Annotated in this window: 20 protein-coding genes; 10 read left to right on the top strand and 10 right to left on the bottom strand. The window is 65.8% G+C overall.

Annotated elements, in window-relative coordinates:
- Window positions 1-47: 47 nt before the first annotated feature.
- Window positions 48-281: an AbrB/MazE/SpoVT family DNA-binding domain-containing protein gene (locus VZC37_RS06390; protein ID WP_330431557.1), complete on the top strand. Its 234-nt coding sequence runs from the start codon at window positions 48-50 to the stop codon at window positions 279-281.
- The gene (locus tag VZC37_RS06385; protein ID WP_330431556.1) at window positions 265-684 is read left to right on the top strand and encodes a PIN domain-containing protein; all 420 of its coding nucleotides are present in this window, start codon (window positions 265-267) and stop codon (window positions 682-684) included. Before VZC37_RS06390 ends, VZC37_RS06385 begins: the two co-directional genes overlap by 17 nt.
- A gap of 108 nt (window positions 685-792) precedes the next feature.
- On the opposite strand, the gene VZC37_RS06380 is transcribed toward VZC37_RS06385, so the two are convergent.
- Together VZC37_RS06380 and VZC37_RS06375 are read right to left on the bottom strand one after the other, a co-directional pair.
- A complete protein-coding gene (locus VZC37_RS06380; protein ID WP_330431555.1) occupies window positions 793-2,628 on the bottom strand; it encodes an acyl-CoA dehydrogenase in 1,836 nt (611 codons plus the stop codon).
- A 161-nt stretch (window positions 2,629-2,789) separates the two neighbouring features.
- Window positions 2,790-3,560, bottom strand: a complete 771-nt coding sequence (locus VZC37_RS06375) for a deoxyribonuclease IV (protein WP_330431554.1) — start codon at window positions 3,558-3,560, stop codon at window positions 2,790-2,792.
- A gap of 178 nt (window positions 3,561-3,738) precedes the next feature.
- Here VZC37_RS06375 and VZC37_RS06370 point away from each other — a divergent pair, with 178 nt between their 5' ends.
- The 3 genes from VZC37_RS06370 (at window position 3,739) to VZC37_RS06360 (ending at window position 6,177) form a co-directional block, all read left to right on the top strand.
- Window positions 3,739-4,980, top strand: coding sequence for a phosphatase PAP2 family protein (locus VZC37_RS06370; RefSeq protein ID WP_431309330.1), 1,242 nt, complete (start codon window positions 3,739-3,741; stop codon window positions 4,978-4,980).
- Between the two features lie 10 nt (window positions 4,981-4,990).
- Window positions 4,991-5,413 carry a hypothetical protein gene (locus VZC37_RS06365; RefSeq protein WP_330431553.1) on the top strand — a complete coding sequence of 141 codons (423 nt, stop codon included), beginning with the start codon at window positions 4,991-4,993 and terminating at the stop codon, window positions 5,411-5,413.
- A 92-nt stretch (window positions 5,414-5,505) separates the two neighbouring features.
- Window positions 5,506-6,177, top strand: coding sequence for a DUF305 domain-containing protein (locus VZC37_RS06360; protein WP_330431552.1), 672 nt, complete (start codon window positions 5,506-5,508; stop codon window positions 6,175-6,177).
- Window positions 6,178-6,274: 97 nt separating this feature from the next.
- Here the strand turns inward: VZC37_RS06360 and VZC37_RS06355 are convergent, their stop codons facing one another.
- Together VZC37_RS06355 and VZC37_RS06350 are read right to left on the bottom strand one after the other, a co-directional pair.
- A complete protein-coding gene (locus VZC37_RS06355; protein ID WP_330431551.1) occupies window positions 6,275-7,348 on the bottom strand; it encodes a glycoside hydrolase family 183 protein in 1,074 nt (357 codons plus the stop codon).
- Window positions 7,349-7,424: 76 nt separating this feature from the next.
- The gene (locus VZC37_RS06350) at window positions 7,425-8,306 is read right to left on the bottom strand and encodes an acyl-CoA thioesterase domain-containing protein (protein WP_431309329.1); all 882 of its coding nucleotides are present in this window, start codon (window positions 8,304-8,306) and stop codon (window positions 7,425-7,427) included.
- Window positions 8,307-8,372: 66 nt separating this feature from the next.
- Here VZC37_RS06350 and VZC37_RS06345 point away from each other — a divergent pair, with 66 nt between their 5' ends.
- Window positions 8,373-8,942 carry an HdeD family acid-resistance protein gene (locus VZC37_RS06345; protein ID WP_330431550.1) on the top strand — a complete coding sequence of 190 codons (570 nt, stop codon included), beginning with the start codon at window positions 8,373-8,375 and terminating at the stop codon, window positions 8,940-8,942.
- 6 nt (window positions 8,943-8,948) lie between these two features.
- Here the strand turns inward: VZC37_RS06345 and VZC37_RS06340 are convergent, their stop codons facing one another.
- The 3 genes from VZC37_RS06340 to VZC37_RS06330 all read right to left on the bottom strand — a co-directional run bounded on the left by VZC37_RS06340 (window position 8,949) and on the right by VZC37_RS06330 (window position 11,984).
- Window positions 8,949-9,836 carry a hypothetical protein gene (locus tag VZC37_RS06340; RefSeq protein WP_330431549.1) on the bottom strand — a complete coding sequence of 296 codons (888 nt, stop codon included), beginning with the start codon at window positions 9,834-9,836 and terminating at the stop codon, window positions 8,949-8,951.
- Between the two features lie 14 nt (window positions 9,837-9,850).
- Entirely contained in the window at window positions 9,851-11,284 is a 1,434-nt protein-coding gene (locus VZC37_RS06335; RefSeq protein WP_330431548.1) for a serine/threonine-protein kinase, read from the bottom strand.
- 112 nt (window positions 11,285-11,396) lie between these two features.
- Entirely contained in the window at window positions 11,397-11,984 is a 588-nt protein-coding gene (locus tag VZC37_RS06330) for a hypothetical protein (RefSeq protein WP_330431547.1), read from the bottom strand.
- Between the two features lie 107 nt (window positions 11,985-12,091).
- On the opposite strand from VZC37_RS06330, the gene VZC37_RS06325 reads away from it, so the two are divergent.
- Window positions 12,092-12,556, top strand: a complete 465-nt coding sequence (locus VZC37_RS06325) for a DUF4282 domain-containing protein (RefSeq protein ID WP_330431546.1) — start codon at window positions 12,092-12,094, stop codon at window positions 12,554-12,556.
- Window positions 12,557-12,631: 75 nt separating this feature from the next.
- On the opposite strand, the gene VZC37_RS06320 is transcribed toward VZC37_RS06325, so the two are convergent.
- Window positions 12,632-13,735, bottom strand: a complete 1,104-nt coding sequence (locus tag VZC37_RS06320; RefSeq protein ID WP_330431545.1) for a DUF2189 domain-containing protein — start codon at window positions 13,733-13,735, stop codon at window positions 12,632-12,634.
- A 144-nt stretch (window positions 13,736-13,879) separates the two neighbouring features.
- Between VZC37_RS06320 and VZC37_RS06315 the strand changes: the two genes are divergently transcribed.
- The gene (locus VZC37_RS06315) at window positions 13,880-14,407 is read left to right on the top strand and encodes a DUF5709 domain-containing protein (protein ID WP_330431544.1); all 528 of its coding nucleotides are present in this window, start codon (window positions 13,880-13,882) and stop codon (window positions 14,405-14,407) included.
- A 40-nt stretch (window positions 14,408-14,447) separates the two neighbouring features.
- Here the strand turns inward: VZC37_RS06315 and VZC37_RS06310 are convergent, their stop codons facing one another.
- Window positions 14,448-15,218 (bottom strand): Clp protease N-terminal domain-containing protein, encoded by a 771-nt coding sequence (locus VZC37_RS06310; protein WP_330431543.1) that lies wholly within the window; start codon window positions 15,216-15,218, stop codon window positions 14,448-14,450.
- 273 nt (window positions 15,219-15,491) lie between these two features.
- Here VZC37_RS06310 and egtB point away from each other — a divergent pair, with 273 nt between their 5' ends.
- On the top strand, window positions 15,492-16,763 hold the full coding sequence (gene egtB / locus VZC37_RS06305; RefSeq protein ID WP_431309328.1) for an ergothioneine biosynthesis protein EgtB: 1,272 nt from the start codon (window positions 15,492-15,494) through the stop codon (window positions 16,761-16,763).
- Entirely contained in the window at window positions 16,760-17,716 is a 957-nt protein-coding gene (gene egtD, locus VZC37_RS06300; protein ID WP_330431542.1) for an L-histidine N(alpha)-methyltransferase, read from the top strand. Before egtB ends, egtD begins: the two co-directional genes overlap by 4 nt.
- A 33-nt stretch (window positions 17,717-17,749) precedes the next feature.
- Here egtD and VZC37_RS06295 read toward each other — a convergent pair whose 3' ends face one another.
- Window positions 17,750-18,781, bottom strand: coding sequence for an LLM class flavin-dependent oxidoreductase (locus tag VZC37_RS06295; protein ID WP_330431541.1), 1,032 nt, complete (start codon window positions 18,779-18,781; stop codon window positions 17,750-17,752).
- Window positions 18,782-18,854: the final 73 nt, after the last annotated feature.

Raw genomic sequence — 18,854 nt, 5'->3', positions numbered from 1 at the left:
TGTTGTCAGCACGGCAGCCGCTACCATCTCAGTGGTAGCATCGTGGCATGCGAACGACCATTGATCGTGCCGGTCGCGTGGTCGTTCCCAAGGAACTACGTGATCGTATTGGACTCATCCCGGGCGAGGTCGAGATCACGGTTTCGGGCAGCGGTCTTGTGCTCGAGCCGGTGGCGACCGACGACCTCATCGACGACGACGGACTGTTGCTTCTCCCGTCGGGCGGACCCGACCTGACGACCGACGATATTCGCGAGCTTCGCCTTGGCGACCAGCGCTGAGACCGTCCTGCTGGACACAAGCGCTGCCATCGCGTTGGTCCGACCCGAACAGGCAGGGCACATCGCCGTCCGAGAAGCCGTGCGCGGCCGAAGCCTGGGCCTCAGCGGTCACGCGACGTTCGAGACCTACTCGGTACTGACGCGATTACCCCCACCGCAACGATTGTCGCCGGCCGCGGCTGCGCGACTCATCGCCACCAACTTTCCGATTGCGTGCCACCTCGCTCCCAATGCGGCCGGCGAGCTCGTCGCCTCCTTCGCGGCCACGGGGATCTCGGGTGGAGCGGTCTACGACGCGCTGGTCGCTGCGGCAGCGGTCTCGGCGGGCCTCCCGTTGCTCAGTGTCGACCGGCGCGCCGAACCGGTCTATCGCGCCCTCGGCGTCGACCTCCGCATTCTCTGACGTGGTGGTTTCGACCCCAGAAACAGTTCGTCCCCCGAAAATCACCAGACTCTCCACAAACGTACGGAGAGTTCGGCGATTTCCGGGGGACGAACCAGGTTCAGGCGATCAGAAGACCGCTTCGTCGACCTCCATGACGTCGGCGTCGATGTTCTCGACGGTGCCGCGGACGGCGGTCAGCGGCGGGAGCATCGTCTTCGCGAAGAAGCTCGCGACGGCGACCTTGCCCTCGTAGAACGACTTGTCCTCGTCCGACGCGCCGGCATCGAGTGCGGCCAGGGCGATCTCGGCCTGACGGAGCAGCAGCCAGCCGATGAGCAGGTCGCCGACCGACAGCAGGTAGCGAACCGAGCCGAGCCCGACCTTGTAGAGCTCCTTCGGATCCTCCTGCGCGTTCATCAGGTAGCTGGTGAGCGTCGCGGTCATTGCCTGCACGTCTTCGAACGCGGTCTTCAGCAGCTGACGCTCGGCCTTGAGGCGACCGTTGCCGCCCTCGGAGTCGAGGAAGCTCTGGATCTGACCCGACACGTGCGCCAGCGCGGCGCCCTTGTCACGAATGATCTTGCGGAAGAAGAAGTCCTGCGCCTGGATGGCAGTCGTGCCCTCGTAGAGCGAGTCGATCTTCGAGTCACGGATGTACTGCTCGATCGGGTAGTCCTGCAGGAAGCCGGAACCACCGAGAGTCTGCAGCGACTCGTGGGACAGCACGCTGTAGGCACGCTCGGAGCCGACACCCTTCACGATCGGCAGCAGCAGATCGTTGACCTTGTGTGCCAGTTCGGCATCCGCGCCGGACACGATCTTCGCGGCGGCGGCGTCCTGATGCGACGCGGTGTAGAGGTAGATCGCGCGCAGGCCCTCGGCGTAGGCCTTCTGGGTCATCAGCGAGCGACGCACGTCCGGGTGGTGGGTGATGCTCACGCGCGGAGCGGCCTTGTCGGTCATCTGGGTCATGTCGGCACCCTGGATGCGCTCCTTGGCGTACTCGAGTGCGTTCAGGTAACCGGTCGACAGGGTGGAGATGGCCTTGGTGCCCACCATCATTCGCGCATGCTCGATGACGTCGAACATCTGCGCGATGCCGTTGTGCACCTCGCCGACGAGCCAGCCGACAGCCGGGGTGCCGTGCTGGCCGAAGCTCAGCTCACACGTCGCCGACGACTTGATGCCCATCTTGTGCTCGACGTTGGTGACGAAAACGCCGTTGCGCTCGCCCAATTCGCCGGTCTCGTGATCGAAGTGGAACTTCGGCACGAAGAACAACGACAGACCCTTGGTGCCCGGCTTCGCGCCCTCGGGGCGGGCGAGCACCAGGTGGAAGATGTTCTCGGTCATGTCCTGGTCGGCGGAGGTGATGAAACGCTTCACGCCATCGATGTGCCAGGTGCCGTCGGACTGCTGGACGGCCTTCGTGCGGGCCGCGCCGACGTCGGAGCCGGCGTCGGGCTCGGTGAGCACCATCGTTGCGCCCCAACCACGTTCGGAGCAGATGGCGGCCCACTTCTTCTGCTCGTCGGTGCCGTTGTCGAAGAAGATGTTGGCGAAGCCGGAACCGGCGGCGTACATGAACACCGGCGGGTTGGCGCCCAGGATCATCTCGCCGATGGCCCAGTAGAGCGACCGCGGCGCGGGCAGTCCGCCGAGCTCCTCGTCGATGCCGATCTTGTCCCAGCCGCCCTCGATGAGCGCGTTGTAGGACTTGGTGAAGCTCTCCGGGATGGCAACGCTGTGGGTCTCCGGATCGAAGACCGGCGGATTGCGGTCGGCGTCGGCGAACGATTCGGCGATGGGGCCTTCGGCGAGGGTCTTGACCTCGCGGAGCATGTCGACGGCGGTCTCGTGGTCGAGGTCGCCGAAGTCGCCCTCCTCGAGCACCTTGTCGAGGTCGAACAGCTCGAAGAGGTTGAAGTGCAGGTCGCGAATGTTGCTCTTGTAATGGCCCATGAAGGTTCCTTATCTGACGGGCGGTGTGGGCTACGCGGGTCGTTCGGCGCGGTCGGCAGAAGCTAAGTTACTCGCCGGTAACTACAGGATAGCGCCATCGGTAACACAGAGCAATTGCTCGGTCTGTGATCTCCACCGACCGCGGTACGTACCCGGGTGGGTTACAGCGCGTCGCGCAGATAGGCCAGGTCAGCGGGGATGCCATCGGCCGGAGTCTCCAGGATGACGGGTGCGCCGGCTGCGGCGGCGACGGCGACCAGGACGTCGGCATCGATGTGGCCGTCGGCGATGTTGGCGTGCCGGTCCCGGCCGGAGTCGAACTCGTCGCGGGAGTTGTTCAGGTGCACCAGGTCGATCCGGCCGGTGATGGCCTTGACGCGTTCGACCAGTCCGACGAGGTCTTCGCCGCCGGCCCATGCGTGGCACGTGTCCAGGCAGAAGCCGGCCTGCTCGAAGTCGCCGACCGACTCCCACAGCCGGTCGATGGCCTCCAGGGTGCGGGCCATGGCGTGGTCGCCGCCCGCGGTGTTCTCGATGAGGATCGGCACCCCGAACCCACCTTTGTCCACCTGGCGGTCGAAGAGCTTGCGCCAGTTGGCGAATCCCTCTTTGTCGTCCTCGCCGTCGCGCAGATGACCACCGTGCACGACCAGGCCGAAGGCGCCGAGCTCCGCGGCCGCGGCGGCCTGCTGCTCGACCGCCTTGCGGGACGGCATCCGCAGCCGGTTGTTCAGGCTCGCGACGTTGATCTGGTAGCTCGAGTGCACGACCACGTCGATGTCGGAGTCGCGGATCGCGGCCGCGTCCGGCCGGGCCTCGGGCTTCTTCCAGCCCTGTGGGTCGGTCACGAACATCTGGAAGACGTCGATGCCGAGTTCGCCGGCGGTGGACAACGGGTCGGCGTCCTCGCGTAGATGTGCTCCGATGCGCATCCCTCAACGATAGTGGGCCGCATTGATGTGATTCCGGTCACCGTCGGGCGGGTGAATTCCGACATCGGCGGCACCTGTCCGGCGGTTTGCCGGTTCCCGAACGCCGGGTGATCACTAGGCTTACGCCAAGTAACGTGCAGGGAGCCCTGGCGGGCGTGGGCGGGCAGGATCATCACGGGTGAGCATTGACGACGCGGTCGACGACGTGCCTGCGGCGGGCAAGACTGCCAAGGAGCGTGTCGAGAACGGCGTCGAGCCCGTGATCGACGACGTCGCAGCCGCCGCCGAGATCGACACCGGACCGGACCGCAAACGTGACCTCACCATGGTCCGGCGGATCGCGATCGGCGCCTGGGTGCTGTTCGTCATCTACCAGTTCTCCGTGTACGGCATGGCGTTCGACCGCACCCGGCTGATCATCCTGCTCTGCCTGGGCATGCTCGCGGCGACGATCGGCCGTCGCAAGGCGATCAGCGTCATCATCGACTGGCTGCCGTTCGCGCTGATCCTGCTGCTCTACGACTGGACCCGTGACGTCGCACGCATCGTGGACATGCCCACCCAGTGGCATCTGCCCGCCGACGTCGACAGCTGGCTGTTCGGGGTCAACCCCACCGTGTGGCTGCAGAGCCACATCAAGGAGGCATCGCCGCCGTGGTGGGAGGTGATCACCAGCGTCATCTACATGTCGTACTTCATCGTTCCCTACGCGGTCGCCGCTGTGCTGTGGATCAAGAACCGCGCGACGTGGCGCAGGTACGCGGCGTGCTTCCTCGCGACCACGTTCCTCGCGCTGATCGGCTACACCCTGGTGCCGGCCGCACCTCCGTGGGCCGCCGCGCGATGCACCGCGGAGCAACTCGTCGACCACCCGCGTGATCCGGTGTGCATGGCCACCGAGGGCGCTGTGGCGAACGGCGGCATCCTCGGCGAGGTGACGCCGACGAACCCCGAGGCCGCACCCTACGTCGAGCGGATCTCGGCCCGTGGCTGGAACTTCCTGAACATCCACGCGGCGTCGACCCTGGTCGAGGTCGGGCAGGGCAAGGCCAATCTCGTCGCGGCCATCCCGTCCCTGCATGCCGGCCTGACCATGCTGCTCGCCCTGTTCATGTGGCCGCGCGTCAAGGCCCTCGGAAAAACGCTGTTCATGGGATACGCCCTGGCGATGGCGTTCACCCTTGTCTATACCGCCGAGCACTACGTGTTCGACATCCTCCTGGGGTGGGCGCTGGCCGGCTTCGTGATCTTCATCGTGAATGTCGTCGACCGGACATGGGTGATCCCGCGAAACGAACGACGACGTGCCGCCGCGGGTTCGTCGGAGGCGGCCGAGCCCGATCCGGCTGAATCCGACACGGCTGCGTCCGCTACAGCTGAGTCCGGCACGACCCCGTCCGACCCGGCACCTCCTCGGTAACCTCGGAGTCGTGTCGACTGTCCGCCGTTCATCGCGACCCCGCCAGTGGGGCGCGACGCGGACCGGTCTGCTGTTGGGGATCGCGTTCGCGATTCTGCTGATGCATTCGGTGGTCGCCCTCGCCGACCACCGCGACCACGGCAGCCACGGCGAGGCGGCGGCCGCGCACGGCCCGACGGTCGTGCATGCCGCGCAGCACGAACCGACGCCGGTGATGGACGATGCCGGCGACTGCGACACCCACACCCACCCGTGCGTGTTCCTGCGGCACGACGACCCGGTCGTCCCGGCGGTCGCCGTTCTCGTTCTCGCTTGGGGTTTCCCGCTCCCGCCCTTGTTGCGGTCAATCCACAGACGACGGCACGGCCGAAGCGGCCGGCCACCACCGTGGGCCATGCCGACACATCTCCGATTGCAGGTCATCCGCTGCTGATCGGCGTCCGCCGGACCTCGTGTCCGAGACGTCGACAGCTCCGCCTGCCCTGACGCAGCGCGGATTCCTCACCCTGCAAAGGAACCTCACCAATGAAACGACAGATCTTCGCGTGCTCGACCGTGGTCGCGGTCGCTCTTCTCGGCGCATGTTCGGCCGACGACGAACCGGCGGCCTCGTCATCCGGCCCGGCGGTCTCCACCACCTCGCTGTCGCTGGAGAGCTCGGCCGACTCACCGCAGGCCGAGACACACAACGACGCCGACATCGCCTTCAACCAGATGATGATCCCGCATCACATGCAGGCGCTGATGATGGCGGACCTGGTGCCCGAGCGCACCAGCACACCCGCGGTGCGGGACCTGGCCGACCGCATCCGGGCGGGCCAACAGCCCGAGATCGACGAGATGTCGGCCCGTCTGCGCGAGTGGGGTGTGGCCGACGCGTCCACGTCGGACCCGTCCACCTCCGGTGGGCACATGAGCGACGACGGGGGGCACGGCGATCACATGTCGCCGGATGGGCATGACATGGCCGGCATGATGACGCCGGCCGAGATGGCCGCGCTGTCGGCTGCCCGCGGAGCGGAGTTCGACCGGCTGTGGCTCGAGGGCATGATCGCCCACCACGAAGGCGCGGTCGAGATGGCGGACACCGAGCTCGCCGACGGCATCCATGAACCGTCGCGTGAGCTCGCGACGCGGATCAAGGCCACGCAGCAGGACGAGATCGAGGAGATGAACTCCATCCTCGCGGAGCGATAGAGCCCCCGTGGTCGTGGGTTCTGGCCGCAGTTCCGGGTTCCGGCTTGGGAACCGAACTGCGGCCGGAACCTGCAGCTGCGGCCGGAACCCGGCGGCGCTAGGGCTTCTGCAGCGGCACCCGCATCAGATAGACCTGGTAGCCGTTCCAGACCGAGTAGGTGAAGTACAGGCTGCTGCCCTTCGACCACGGATGGATGTACGGCGCGTAGCCCGTGTACGGGTTGTTGGCCGGCACGATGAGCTCACCCGAGGTCCACGGGCCTTCCGGCCGGTCGGCGGTACGCAGGATGACGCCGGTGTCCTTCTGGCCGAGCGAGATGTACTTGCCGAGGTAGTCGTTCCAGGCCACCGACAGCTCGCCGGTCGGTGCGGACATGACCGGGGTGGCCGAGTCCGGGTTGTTGCGGACCCACCGACCCCACGAGAAGTACTCGTACTTGCGGAGGTTCTCGATGTCCTTGGCGGCGACCCGGGCGAGGTAGACCGCGCCCCAGCGGCCATCGGGTGTGCCGTAGGTGTAGATGGTGTCGCCGACCTTCAGATACGCCGACATCTGGAACTTGTGGTTGCCGCCGCCGTTGGGCCGGAACGCGTTGACCGCCCGCCAGTTCTGGCCGTTGTCGCCCGAGACCACCAGACCGGACCAGTTCGTGAACCAGATGCCGGGCGGGCCCCACTGTTTGACCGACATCACGTTCATGTACTGCTTGCCGTTCGCGGCGACGCCGGCCGTCGGGATGATCGTGACCTCACGACGCAGATCGGGCTTGAGCAGTCGCTTCGCATGACCCGGATGACCGGCATGACCGGTGAACGTCATGCCGTCCGCGAGATTCCGGTCGGTGCTGCGCAGCAGCACATTCGAGCGCCAGTACCACAGCTCGCCGTAGAGCAGCGACCACCCGTTGAACGACTGGGTGTCACCGAACGCGGCCATGATCTCGCCGTTCCCGTTGTCCCACAGGACACCCAGGTCGGTGCCGACGATGTTGTACTTGCCGATCGTGTCGTTGATGGAACCGGGGCCGGTGATCCGGGCGACGATACGTCCGTCGGCCGCGGCGACATTGCTCGCCTGCGCCTGCGGAACCGTCGCGAGGCCTGCGGTCAGCGTCGTCGCCAATGCCGTGACTGCGAGGGCCGCCCTCCACCGTCCTGTGAGCCGCGTCATGGCCGTGACCTTATCAAGACCTGAGAGTCATCGGGGTGTGACATTGCCCCTTTCGAAATTGGCCCGTCGCGTCGACTCAGGCCTCGCTGTAGCGGTTGCCGGTGTCGATGGCGGTGAAGTCGATGGTCGCGGCCGAGTTGTCGACGCCGGTGACCATGCCGACACCGAACTGTCCCTCGATGTCGTACAGGTTCGTGGTGCTCGTCGAGATCCCGTCGACCTCGACGTGGCTCGCGGCCTCGACGCCGATCCGTGATCCGACCGGCAGACGTGACAGGGCGACGGTCAGGTCGCAGTTGATGAACGCGATGCCCTCGCTGCCCCAATTGCCCACCAGGCTGGTCGACTCGCCGCTGATCACCGCGCGCTCGAACGCCGACGGCCGTTCGCCGACGACGGTGGAGACCGCACGTGTCCACAACCTGTTGCGACGAGCGTTCTGATGAGCGCCCATGTCCTGGCTCCACTCGATCTCGCCCGATTCCGTGGTCGCGCCGTACCACGGAAACCGGTCGTCGGCGTCGGTCTCGGGCGGATGGAACTCGATCGTCTCGGGCGGGCGTTCCCAGCGTTCACCCGGCGGATTCGTGCTCTCTTTGACGAAAACCGTCGTGCTCCGGGCGACCAGGACCTCCGCGCCGTCGACGGATTGCACCACGTCGACTTCCGCGACCTTGATCCGTCCGCCGTCGCGCACCAGCCGGCTACGCGTCGTCGTCGGGGAGTCCCGGGCGACCTTGAACAGGTCGATGGTGAACCGGGCGGGCCGGAAGCCGGTCACCGAGTACGTGTGTTCGGCGGCCCGGGCGGCCAGTGCACACACGGCGGGACCGTTGAGTGTGCCCGGTGCCCAGAGGCTGGCGGCGTATCGCGTCGGGGTGAACCAGAGGTCGGATCCGTTGTCGGCGGCTGCATCCGCGATCTCGGCATCGTGGGTGAAGAACGCGATCGACGACACGAATTTCCCTTCTGTTCGGCCGGTGAATGTGGTGTCGAGGGCTTCGACACGTACTAACCTGCCTCCATGACAATTGCAGACTACGCAAGGCAGATCCCGAACGAACTCGTGGCCGCGGTACGGACCACGATGATCGTGACCTCGGTCGTCGGAATCGTTCTGGGCATCATCGCGCTGGTGTGGCCGGCCGCTACCTTGCTTGTCATCGGGGTGCTCTTCGGTATCTCCCTCATCGTCGCCGGACTCTTCCGGCTCTACGGGGCGTTCGCGTCCTCGCTGCTATCCGGCGGCTGGCGTTTCGTTCTCGGGCTGATCGGCGTCCTGATCCTCGCCGCCGGGATCATCGCGCTGTTCAATCCGGAGGAGTCGCTGGTGTTCCTGGCGATCTTCATCGGCATCGGCTGGATCTTCCAGGGCATCGCCGACCTGACCCACGCCTCCGCCGGGTCACTGCACACTCCGCGGTGGCTGCTGATCCTGTCGGGTGTCGTGTCGATCATCGCCGGCATCGTGATGATGCTGATCCCGGGTCTCGCTCTGACCACCTTCCTGATCATCGCGGCGATCATGTTGATCGTCGTCAGCGTGGTGACCCTGCTGACGCTGCCCAAGAAGGTGGAGGAGCCGCAGATCTGAGGCGTATCAACAGCGGCCCCGGGGTAGCTGGTTCAGAACTGCGTCGAGCCAGTTGCCGATGGCGTTGAGATGCGCGACCCCGCTGTCGAGCGAGTCGGCGACAGCGCTCATTGCGACAGCTGTGGCGCGGCCATCGCTGTGATCTACAAGCGCAATCTGGCGGACGAGGTATCCACCGGCAATGCCGGGGCCCCACCCGCCCTTGACAGCAGTGGATGTTGGGCTCGGCATGATCTCGGCGCCCCACTTCTGATTGGACGCGACCCGGCTCATCAGGGCCGCCACGGGGCGGCCCCCGGGTAGGCATCGCAGGTTTGCTGTGAACGTCGCGGCGGCAGGCAATGCCCACACCGTTTGTCCGAAGACCGTGAATCCTGGTCGCCGGCGCTGTTCGGGAACGATCGTTTCCTCGTCACGGCCCTCCCGCAAGATACCGGTGACAGCGGCCGCAGCTTGGGCAGGTGTTCCTAGCGCGGCCCACAAGTGCTCGGCTGATTCGTTGTCTGAGTCGACGATGGCTGCCGTTTCGGCGGCGGTTGGACCAATCGCTCGCTGAGCAGCAAGCGCAAGTGGAACCTTGATGGTCGACCACGCGACGTGTGAGCTTTGATCACCGAATTGAAGCCGGGGATCGGCGACTCCACCGACCGGCGCGACCGCAATCCCGACCGGTGCGCCGATCGACGCCGACAGTCGATTGAAACCGGACCGCAACTTGATCTGGTCCGGACTATCACGTGGTGTCGAGGCATCTGTTGCGGGAAGCGCTGGAGAACTCCCAGCGGTGACCGTGACAGTGACTGGAGTGATCTCCCCACCGGGAAGGTCGACTTCACATCCGGCGAGTACAAGTGCCGCTGCCGCTGAGAGCAGCGATATCTGCGATCGTCTCATCGAGGATCAATCGCTCAGTAGACGTACACAACAGCGTTGTTTCCACCTCGGCAGGTCACAAGGCCGCCCTCGGGGAGACACGACATTTGGTAGGCCGTTCCTGTAACCGGGCTGTAGGCGACAACGACTCGTGGAGCGCCTTGGGGGCCCGTTCGCAAGTATTCATTCCTCACCTCAACGGCGAAAGGGCAGCTGGTGACCGCGGTTCCGACCGAAACTCCTGGCGCGCATGAAGATGAATCCGCTGGTGGTGCGGGAGCAGGGGTCGGAGTTTCAGCCTGTTCGGGTGTGACTGTCTGCGTGACAGTTGGCGTGGTCTCGGTGGCAGCATCGGTATCGGACTGAAGTGCATACAGAAAGTACGCGAGCCCGCCGAGAACTCCGATGACCAAGAACACGATCGTGCCAATGACGAGCGGGAGTAGTGACCTTTGCTCCCGATCGGGGCCCGCTGAGTCGCTATGGTTCGAGTGGGCCATTTGTTGCGAAACCGGAGAGTGCTGCGGTTCTAGCGCCGAGTAGGCAGTTGCCGGTACGGCAGTTGTCTGCGGGGGCGCAGATTTCTCCCGTTCGGTGGCGGCGAAGCTCATCGTCGGCTGGTCGGCGACGGAAGCTGGAGGATCAGCAGAGCCGTCAAGAGCTCGGCGTGCGTCAGCGGACAGCAATCTCACCGAGTGGTAGCGCGAACCAGGGTCTCGGTGGAGGCCGCGTTCGATGACCGAATCGAATGCTGGTGGGACTGACGTATTCAGCTTGCTTGGAGACGGTACTGGGTCGAGCACGGCCGCTTTGATGGCTGCGCTCACGGTCTTCGCGGCGTGCGGCATACGGCCGGTGAGGCACTCGAACAGCACGCACGTCAGAGAGTAGATATCGGCAGCGGGAGAAATGTCCTGCCCATCGAAGAGTTCTGGGGCCATGTATGAAACGGAGCCTATTGTTGCCCCAGAGCCAGTGAGGCGCGTGTCGGCGTTCTCGTGGGCGATTCCGAAGTCGACCAGATACGCGAAGTCTTCATCGGTCACCAGGATGTTCTCAGGCTTTAGGTCTCGATGGACGAGACCTTTGCGATGGGCGGCAGAAAGCGCTGAACTGACCTGTTCGATGATATTCACTGCACGCTGTGGTTCGAGCGCGGCTTCTCGTCGGAGTACGGCGCGAAGACTCTCCCCGTCGACCATCCTCATATCGATATAGAGCTGACCGTCAATCTCACCCCAGTCATGGATAGGAATGACGTGCGGTTCATCGAGGGCGGCCGCCGCGCGCGACTCGCGGCGGAATCGCTCTTGATAGGTCGGGTCATCCGACAGGTCGGGTTTCAGCAGCTTGAGGGCGACTGCACGATTACGAGCTGTGTCGAAAGCGCGAAATACCTCACCCATGGCGCCGCGCCCTAGCAGTTCGTCCAATCGGTACGGTCCGACGTTGCTGCCGACATCCGCCATGGAAGGAGCATATGCGGGCAGGCCGACGTAAGACCCGAGCGGCCGAAAATTAGATTGTTTGGCGGAAAGGCGTCGACTTCGACGTCTTTGTGCGCGCCGGAGTCACTAATGTTTAAGCGAGTTCGAGACCGTCGAAGGTGACCGCCGCGCGAACTGTGGTCACATCCTCCGGAAGGCGGTCGATCAGCTGATTGATGGTCAGCAGCACGTCGTGACTGTGCGCCAACCGGGCCCGGTCGATGCGCGCCGTGCCGTCGTCGGAAGGTTCGAGCATCAGCACGGGGTCTGCCTCGCTCCGATGGGCGGCGGCAGCGGCGAGCAGCCGTCGTGCCTGGTCGGGCTGGGAGTCCCACAGCGCATCGGCAGTCGTCAGGTAGAGCCGCACCGCGGGCGGGTAGTCGTGCAGATGCACCAGGGCCCACGCCCAGTGCTTGGCGACGTCGACCGTGTCGGACTGTGCCCGCCCGTGCGTGCGGACGTACTTGCCGTGCAATTCGCGGCACAGCGGCGTCGAATCCGCCCACAGGTGCAGATGCGACATGCACCGCACGCAATCGTGCAGGTTGGACAGGTACATCACCGAATACGGGCCCTCGCGGCGGGAGCGGACCTCCCGCAACACCGAGAACTCGGCGAGCGCGTGCGAGTACTCGCCTGCCAGAAGGTACGCCTCGGCCTCGTCCTGCATCTCCGCGAGCATGTATCGATTGTCGCCCAATCCCACACCCGGCGGGCAGAAATCATTCGGTCACCTCAGAGCCCGCGTAAGTCCGCAACTCGACTGCGGTCCGCTGCTAACGTCGCGCCATGACAACCGGTGATCCCAACGATCCGAACCAGAATCCGCAAGCACAACCGCCTGGGTACCCGCCGCCCGGCGGCTACCAGCCACCGCCGCAGCCGAATTACGGTGCGCAGCCCGGCGGCTATCCGCCGTCCGGCGGGTATCAGCAGCCGCCATCACCGATCTCGTCGCCGGTCGAGGCATCCAAGGGATTCTTCGCCTCGCTGTTCGACTTCAATTTCAACTCGTTCGTCACGCCATCGTTGGTCAAGGTCGTCTACATCCTCGGGACGATCCTCCTGGCGATCGGTGTGCTCGTGTTCGTCATCTCGTCGTTCGCCAATGATCCCGTGCTCGGCATCATTGCACTGGTCGTCGCTCCGATCGTGGGTCTGGTCTATCTCGCCTTCCTTCGGGTGACGCTCGAGCTCTACTACGCCGTCGTCAGGATGTCCGAGGACGTCCACCGGCGCGACGGGCGCTACTGAGAGCGGGACTGCCTCCGGCTGAACACAAAACGACCCGGCCACCGCAGTGGCCGGGTCGTTTCGTATAGCGCAGACTCAGTACTGATTCGGCGGATACGGCGGCGGAGCCATCGGTGCCGCGGACGCCACCGGCGCGATCTGGCCGCCGGTGAAGTACCGGTACGCGTAGGTGGTGGCGATTGTCGTGACCGGAATGGTCACCAACAGCCCGACGAGGCACAGCAGTGCGCCGACGAGGTTGAGGCCGATCACCGCGAGCGCCAGCAGGAACAAGGTACCGGCGTTCTTGCTGATCACCGAGAAGCTCGCCTTGATGCCCTCGATCGGGTCCATGTCGCGGTCAACCACAAACGTCAGTGACCAGTACGCCAGGAACGCGAACACGATGCCGGGGATGATCAGCAGGATCAGGCCGATGAAGGTACCCAGGCCCACGAGGAACGCGGTGATGATCACAGCGGCGAAGTTGAGGTCGAAGAAGCGACCGATCGCCGGCTTGGAGCCGGAGACCTCGTCGAGCGCACCGCGCGCCCACGCGCCCTGGAAGATGTAGCCCACGATCGTGGAGATGATGCTGAAGATGGCACCGATCCAGAGGATGCGGCCGCCGTCCGAGGACACCTGATTCAGCCAGCTGATCAGTGCCGAGACCAAGATCCCGATGAGGATCAGCACGATCCACGAGACCGCGTTCTCCTTGTACCGGTTCCAGCCGTAGCTGAAGGCCTCACCGATCGAGAACTGATCGGCCGACGGTGCGCCGTACCCACCGGCGCCGTACTCGCCGTAATTCCCTGGCGGAGGAGGATATCCGCCCGGTGCGCCGGCTCCGGGGTCGTACCCGGGTCCGGGGGGCGGAGGATAGCCGCCCGGTTGTGAACCGTATCCGGGCGCCGCACCGTAGCCGGGAGGCGGACCGGACGGCGGGGGTCCCGGCGGCGGATAAGAACCTCCCGGCGGGGGATACGAGCCCGGCGGCGGGTAGCCCGATGGTGGCGGAGGCCCGGACGGTCCCGGCGGGGGCGGAGGAACCGAACCGGGCGGCGGATATGAGGGAGGCGGCGTGCCGCCGGCAGACGGTTCCGGGTTGGGGTATTCCGGGTTGGGCCCCGAGGCCCCACCGCCCCCCTGGTCGGGATCGGGCGGGCCGGGATTCTGCGGGTCCTGCGGAGTTGTCATGGCAGGGAGGATACGGAACACCGCCCGAGGCGAACAGTGTTTGCGGCCCTGCGTCGTGTCGTGGGATGACGAATCGAGTCCTGATCGGTGTCGTCGATGATTCTGCCCGCTCACTCCTGGATCCGGCCCCGATCGACTGGCATCGTGGAGGACGTGAGTGACATCGGCAGCACCCCAGAAGGTTCCGACGGCGAGTACAGCCTCGACGACGACGACCAGCTCCAACCGGAGGACACGCTCGTCGACCGCGGCGTGGACGACGTGCTCGACGAGGGGTATTCGCCGCCCGATCATCAGCCCAGTGGTGCGCGGCACGGGCTCACCGAACGCGAGCAACGTGAGGGCGAAACCCTCGACGAACGTCTCGCCGAGGAGGAGGCCGATGTCGGCGCCACGGATCCGCTCGACGACATCGAGGCCGAGGAGAACGTCGAGAAGAACTGGCGCTCACACGAATCCGATCGTGATGCCGAGTTCGACGACGCCGACCAGTCCGGTGACGGCAGGTCGGGACGATTGGTCGCTCCCGATGAGGGGACCGGTCTGGACAACGAGAAGGACGCGGTGGCCGGTGACGTCGGCATCGACGGTGCCGGCGCGTCGGCCGAGGAGGCCGCCGTGCACTACATCGACGCCGACGATGTCGAGGACTCGGAAGACTTCGAGGAGTAGCGGCACTCCTGCCCCGACGACACCCGAGTTCGGCGCTGCCTCAACCGCGCCGATCTGCCTCGATCTCGGCGAGCGTTGCGCGGATGGTGGATCGCGCCGCGTCGGCCTGGACACCCAGCGTTGACAACGTGCCTGCGATCGGCGGATCGGTGAACAGGGCGAGCAGAATGTGTTCGGTACCGACGAAGTTGTGGCCCAGCTCGATCGCGACCTCGACGGTGGTCTCGAGTACCGCTCGAGCCCGATCGTCATAGGGCACAATCGTTTTCTCCCCGTCCGTGCCCGCATCATCGGAATCCGCGGTCGGTTTCATGGCCTCGGTGGGCCGACAGGCCGCGGCGAGGTCGGCGAGGGATACGCCCTGCGCGCGCAGGGTCACATCGGCCACCGATTCCGGCGCCACCACGAGTGCACGCGCGAGGTGCTCGGGTGTGACCGCGTCGCCGCGGTCGGCCACCGCCAGGTTGTGAGCCTCCGCGATCACGTTGCGCGCCCGCGGCGTGAATCGCGAGAACGGATTACTCGCCTCGGACATCGACGACGTCTCGGACGTGGCCGGGGTGCGCGGGGTGAAACGCTTCTGGGCGGCCTGTTTGCTGACCCCCATCCCGGCGCCGATCTCGGTCCAGGATGCCCCGGATCGTCGTGCCTGGTCGACGAAATGGCCGATCAGGTGGTCGGCGACATCCCCGAGATGGTCGGCGGCGACCATCGCCGCGGTCAGCTGATCCAGGGGATCGTCGTGCGTCGCGCGGATGCCGGCGATGAGGTCGTCGAGGCGGACGGAACTGAGTTGGATCGGTTCGGGCATGCGTCAACGATAGGTTGACGATCGTTGCTCCGTCAACCATCGGTTGACGGTTGTGTCGGCTCTGTCCTCGCCGGTCGCCGAGATTGTCGGTGGCGTGTGCTGCGATGGGGCTCGGCCCTGTCCGTCGCCCGCCGCAGTCTCGTCGACAGTCCAGTGTCGTCGACAGGTTTCCAGTCTCGTTGACAGCCGCAGCGAGGCTGGTAACGATGGAAGCCAGGGTTGCCCGTCCGCCCCGGTCATCACACCGGGCCACACCACAAACGGGAGGTACCGGTGAGTATCACCAATCGCACTGCCCCTATCCGGTCTGGGCCGACTCGGTCCACGCCATCGCAGGCCCACAGATTTCTCGAGGTGCGGGCGCTGACCGACGCGCTGAGCGCCGACCTGTCCGCAGAAGACCAGACGCCGCAGTCGATGACCGACGCCAGTCCGGCGAAATGGCATCGCGCGCACGTGACCTGGTTCTTCGAGGAGTTCATCCTGCGCAACGTGGAGTCGTACCGGGTGTACGACGACACCTACCGCTACCTGTTCAACAGCTACTACGAGGCGGTCGGCGCACGCCATCCCCGACCGGAACGGGGGCTCGTGACGCGACCCGGCGTCGCCGACGTCGGGCACTACCGCGAGTACGTGGACAACGCCATGGTTGACGCCCTGGAGCGCGGGGTACTCGGCGACGATGCGCTGGCCCTGCTCGAACTCGGGTGCAACCACGAACAACAGCATCAGGAACTGCTCCTGATGGACATCAAGCACCTGTTCTCCACCCACGCATTCGGTCCGGTCTACGTCGACCGTGCCGTCGACGATCCGGGCGATCCGGATCCGCTCACCTGGCGCTCGGTGACTGGGGGAGTGACCGAGGTCGGTGCCACCCAGGGCGCCTCGGGCTTCACCTATGACAACGAGGGGCCGCGTCATCGCGTCTACCTCGAGGATTTCGAGATCGCCGAACGGGCCGTCACCAATGCCGAGTGGCTCGAGTTCATGGCCGACGACGGTTACCGTCGGCCGGAGTTCTGGCTGTCGGAGGGATGGGCCCACATCACCCAAAATGGCTGGCAGGCACCGGAATACTGGGCTCAGACGGACGGCGAGTGGACGACGTTCACATTGTCCGGGCGGCGCCGGCTGGTCGGCGACGAACCCGTCATGCACGTCTCCTTCTACGAGGCCGACGCCTACGCACGGTGGGCGGGGGCGCGTCTGCCCACCGAATTCGAGTGGGAAGCCGCCGCGGACACCGGCGACATTGCGCGCGGGCAACTGCTCGATCCGCAGCGCTGCCATCCCGGCCGCGCGGGAGCGACGATGATCGGCGACGTGTGGGAGTGGACGGCCAGCGCGTACCTGCCGTATCCCGGTTTCGTGCCCGCCAACGGCGCCGTGGGCGAGTACAACGGGAAGTTCATGTGTGATCAGCATGTGCTGCGCGGCGCCAGTGCGGTGACCCCGCCCGGACACGAGCGTGCGACCTATCGCAACTTCTTCCCCGCCTCGGCCCGCTGGGCCTTCTCCGGACTGCGGCTGGCCCGATGACGCTCGGTGTCGACGATCCGCTCGCCGCGGACGCAGTGGCCGGCCTGTGGTCGAATCCCCCGACGTTGCCCACGAAGTGGCTCTACGACGAGCGGGGCAGCCTGCTCTTCGACGAGATCACCCGCCTGCCCGAGTACTATCCGACGCGGCGGGAGACCGAGATCCTGCACGCCCGTGCCACCGAGATCGCGGCCCTCACCGACGCCGCCACGCTGGTCGAGTTCGGTTCGGGGACCTCGACGAAGACCCGGTTGCTGCTGCAGGCGTTCGCCGACCGGGCGGCTGCGGACGGGCGGAGCTTCACCTACGTGCCGCTGGACGTGAGCACCGAGATCCTCGAATCGTCGGCGTCCGAACTGGCGCAGGACTTTCCCGGTATCCGGATCGAACCGACCGTCGCCGATTTCACTGCACCAGACATGACGCTCCCGCCCTCCGACGGGCCCCGGATCGTGGTGTTCCTCGGTGGCACGATCGGCAACTTCGACGACGCGATGCGCGCGGCCTTCCTGAGTCGCCTCGCCAAAACGCTCGACCAAGGTGACTACTTCCTGCTCGGTGCGGATCTCATCAAGGACACCGGGCGTCTGGTGGCCGCCTACAACGACAAGGCGGGAGTGACCGCGGATTTCAACCGCAACATGATCGAGGTGTTGCGCCGCGGCCTCGACGCCCACGGTCTCTACGTCGACGACTTCGATCACATCGCACGCTGGAACCCCGCCCGGCACCGCATCGAGATGTGGCTGCGGGCACGGCGAGACGTCGATGTGTACTTCACGGCGGTCGAGCGGCGCTGGCAGTTGGCCCGCGGCGCCGAGGTGCTGACCGAGATCAGCACCAAGTTCGACCGGACGGATCTCGCCGACGAACTCGCCGAGGCCGGTGTGGTGGTGGAACACCAGTGGACCGACGACAAAGGCGACTTCCTGCTGACCCTCAGTCGTCGCTGACCCACAGTCGTTCCTGCCTCAGTCGCTCCTGCTTCAGTCGCCGGCGAGCAGTTCCCGGACACGCGGGATGACCTGCGTGCCATACAGTTCGATGCTGCGCATCAGGGCGGCGTGCGGCAGTGTGCCGTGCGAGTACTTGAGGTCGAATCGGCTCAGCCCCAGCATCGTCGACGTCGACGCGATCTTGCGGGCCACCGTTTCGGGGGAACCGACGTACAGTGAGCCGGCCGGTCCCGCGGACCGTTCGAATTCGATCCTGGTGGGCGGCGGCCATCCCCGTTCATGTCCGATCCGCGTCATGTAGCCGCGATAGTGCGGCCAGAGTTCCTCGCGGGCATGCTCATCGGTGTCGGCGACATGGCCGGGTGAATGCACGCCGATCGGTAGATCTGTCGGTTGGTCGAGTTCGCCGAGAGCCCGGCGGTACAGATCTGTGTAGGGCTTGAAGCGGGCCGGCTCACCGCCGATGATCGCGAGCATCAGCGGCAGACCGTAGCTCGCGGCGCGGATGACCGATTCCGGGCTGCCGCCGACCGCGATCCACGTCGGCAGTGGCGCCGACTCCAGCTGCGGATAGACGGGCTGCGCCGACAGCGGTCCGCGCGACGATCCGGACCAGGTGACCGGTTCGCCCGTCCGCAACTGCGCGAACAGCGACAGCTTGTCGGTGAACAGGTCCTCGTAGTCAGCGAGATCGTAGCCGAACAGCGGGAACGATTCGGTGAACGAGCCGCGTCCCAGAATCACCTCCGCGCGACCATCGGACAGCGCATCGACCGTCGCGAACCGCTGGAAGACCCGGATCGGATCGTCGGAGCTCAACACCGTCACCGCCGATCCCAGACGGATTCGACGGGTGCGGGCCGCAATCGCGCCGAGCACCACCTCGGGTGCCGACACCGCGTAGTCGTCGCGGTGGTGTTCTCCGACACCGAGGAAGTCGACGCCGACCTCGTCGGCCAACACCCCTTGCTCGAGGACATTCCGTAACGTCTGCGCCCCGGAGAGCGCCGTTCCGCTGTCGTCGACCGTGATGTCGCCGAACGTATCGAGACCGAGTTCCATGAGTGCGAATCGTAGCCAATACCAGCCCCTGCACCACGGCTGTGAGAAGCTATGGAACGCATCGGCGATGACC

Source organism: Gordonia sesuvii (assembly GCF_036350415.1).
GTDB classification, from domain to species: domain Bacteria; phylum Actinomycetota; class Actinomycetes; order Mycobacteriales; family Mycobacteriaceae; genus Gordonia; species Gordonia sesuvii.
The sequence above is the reverse complement of the archived record's forward strand: the minus strand, read 5'-3'. Positions and strand labels throughout refer to the sequence as shown.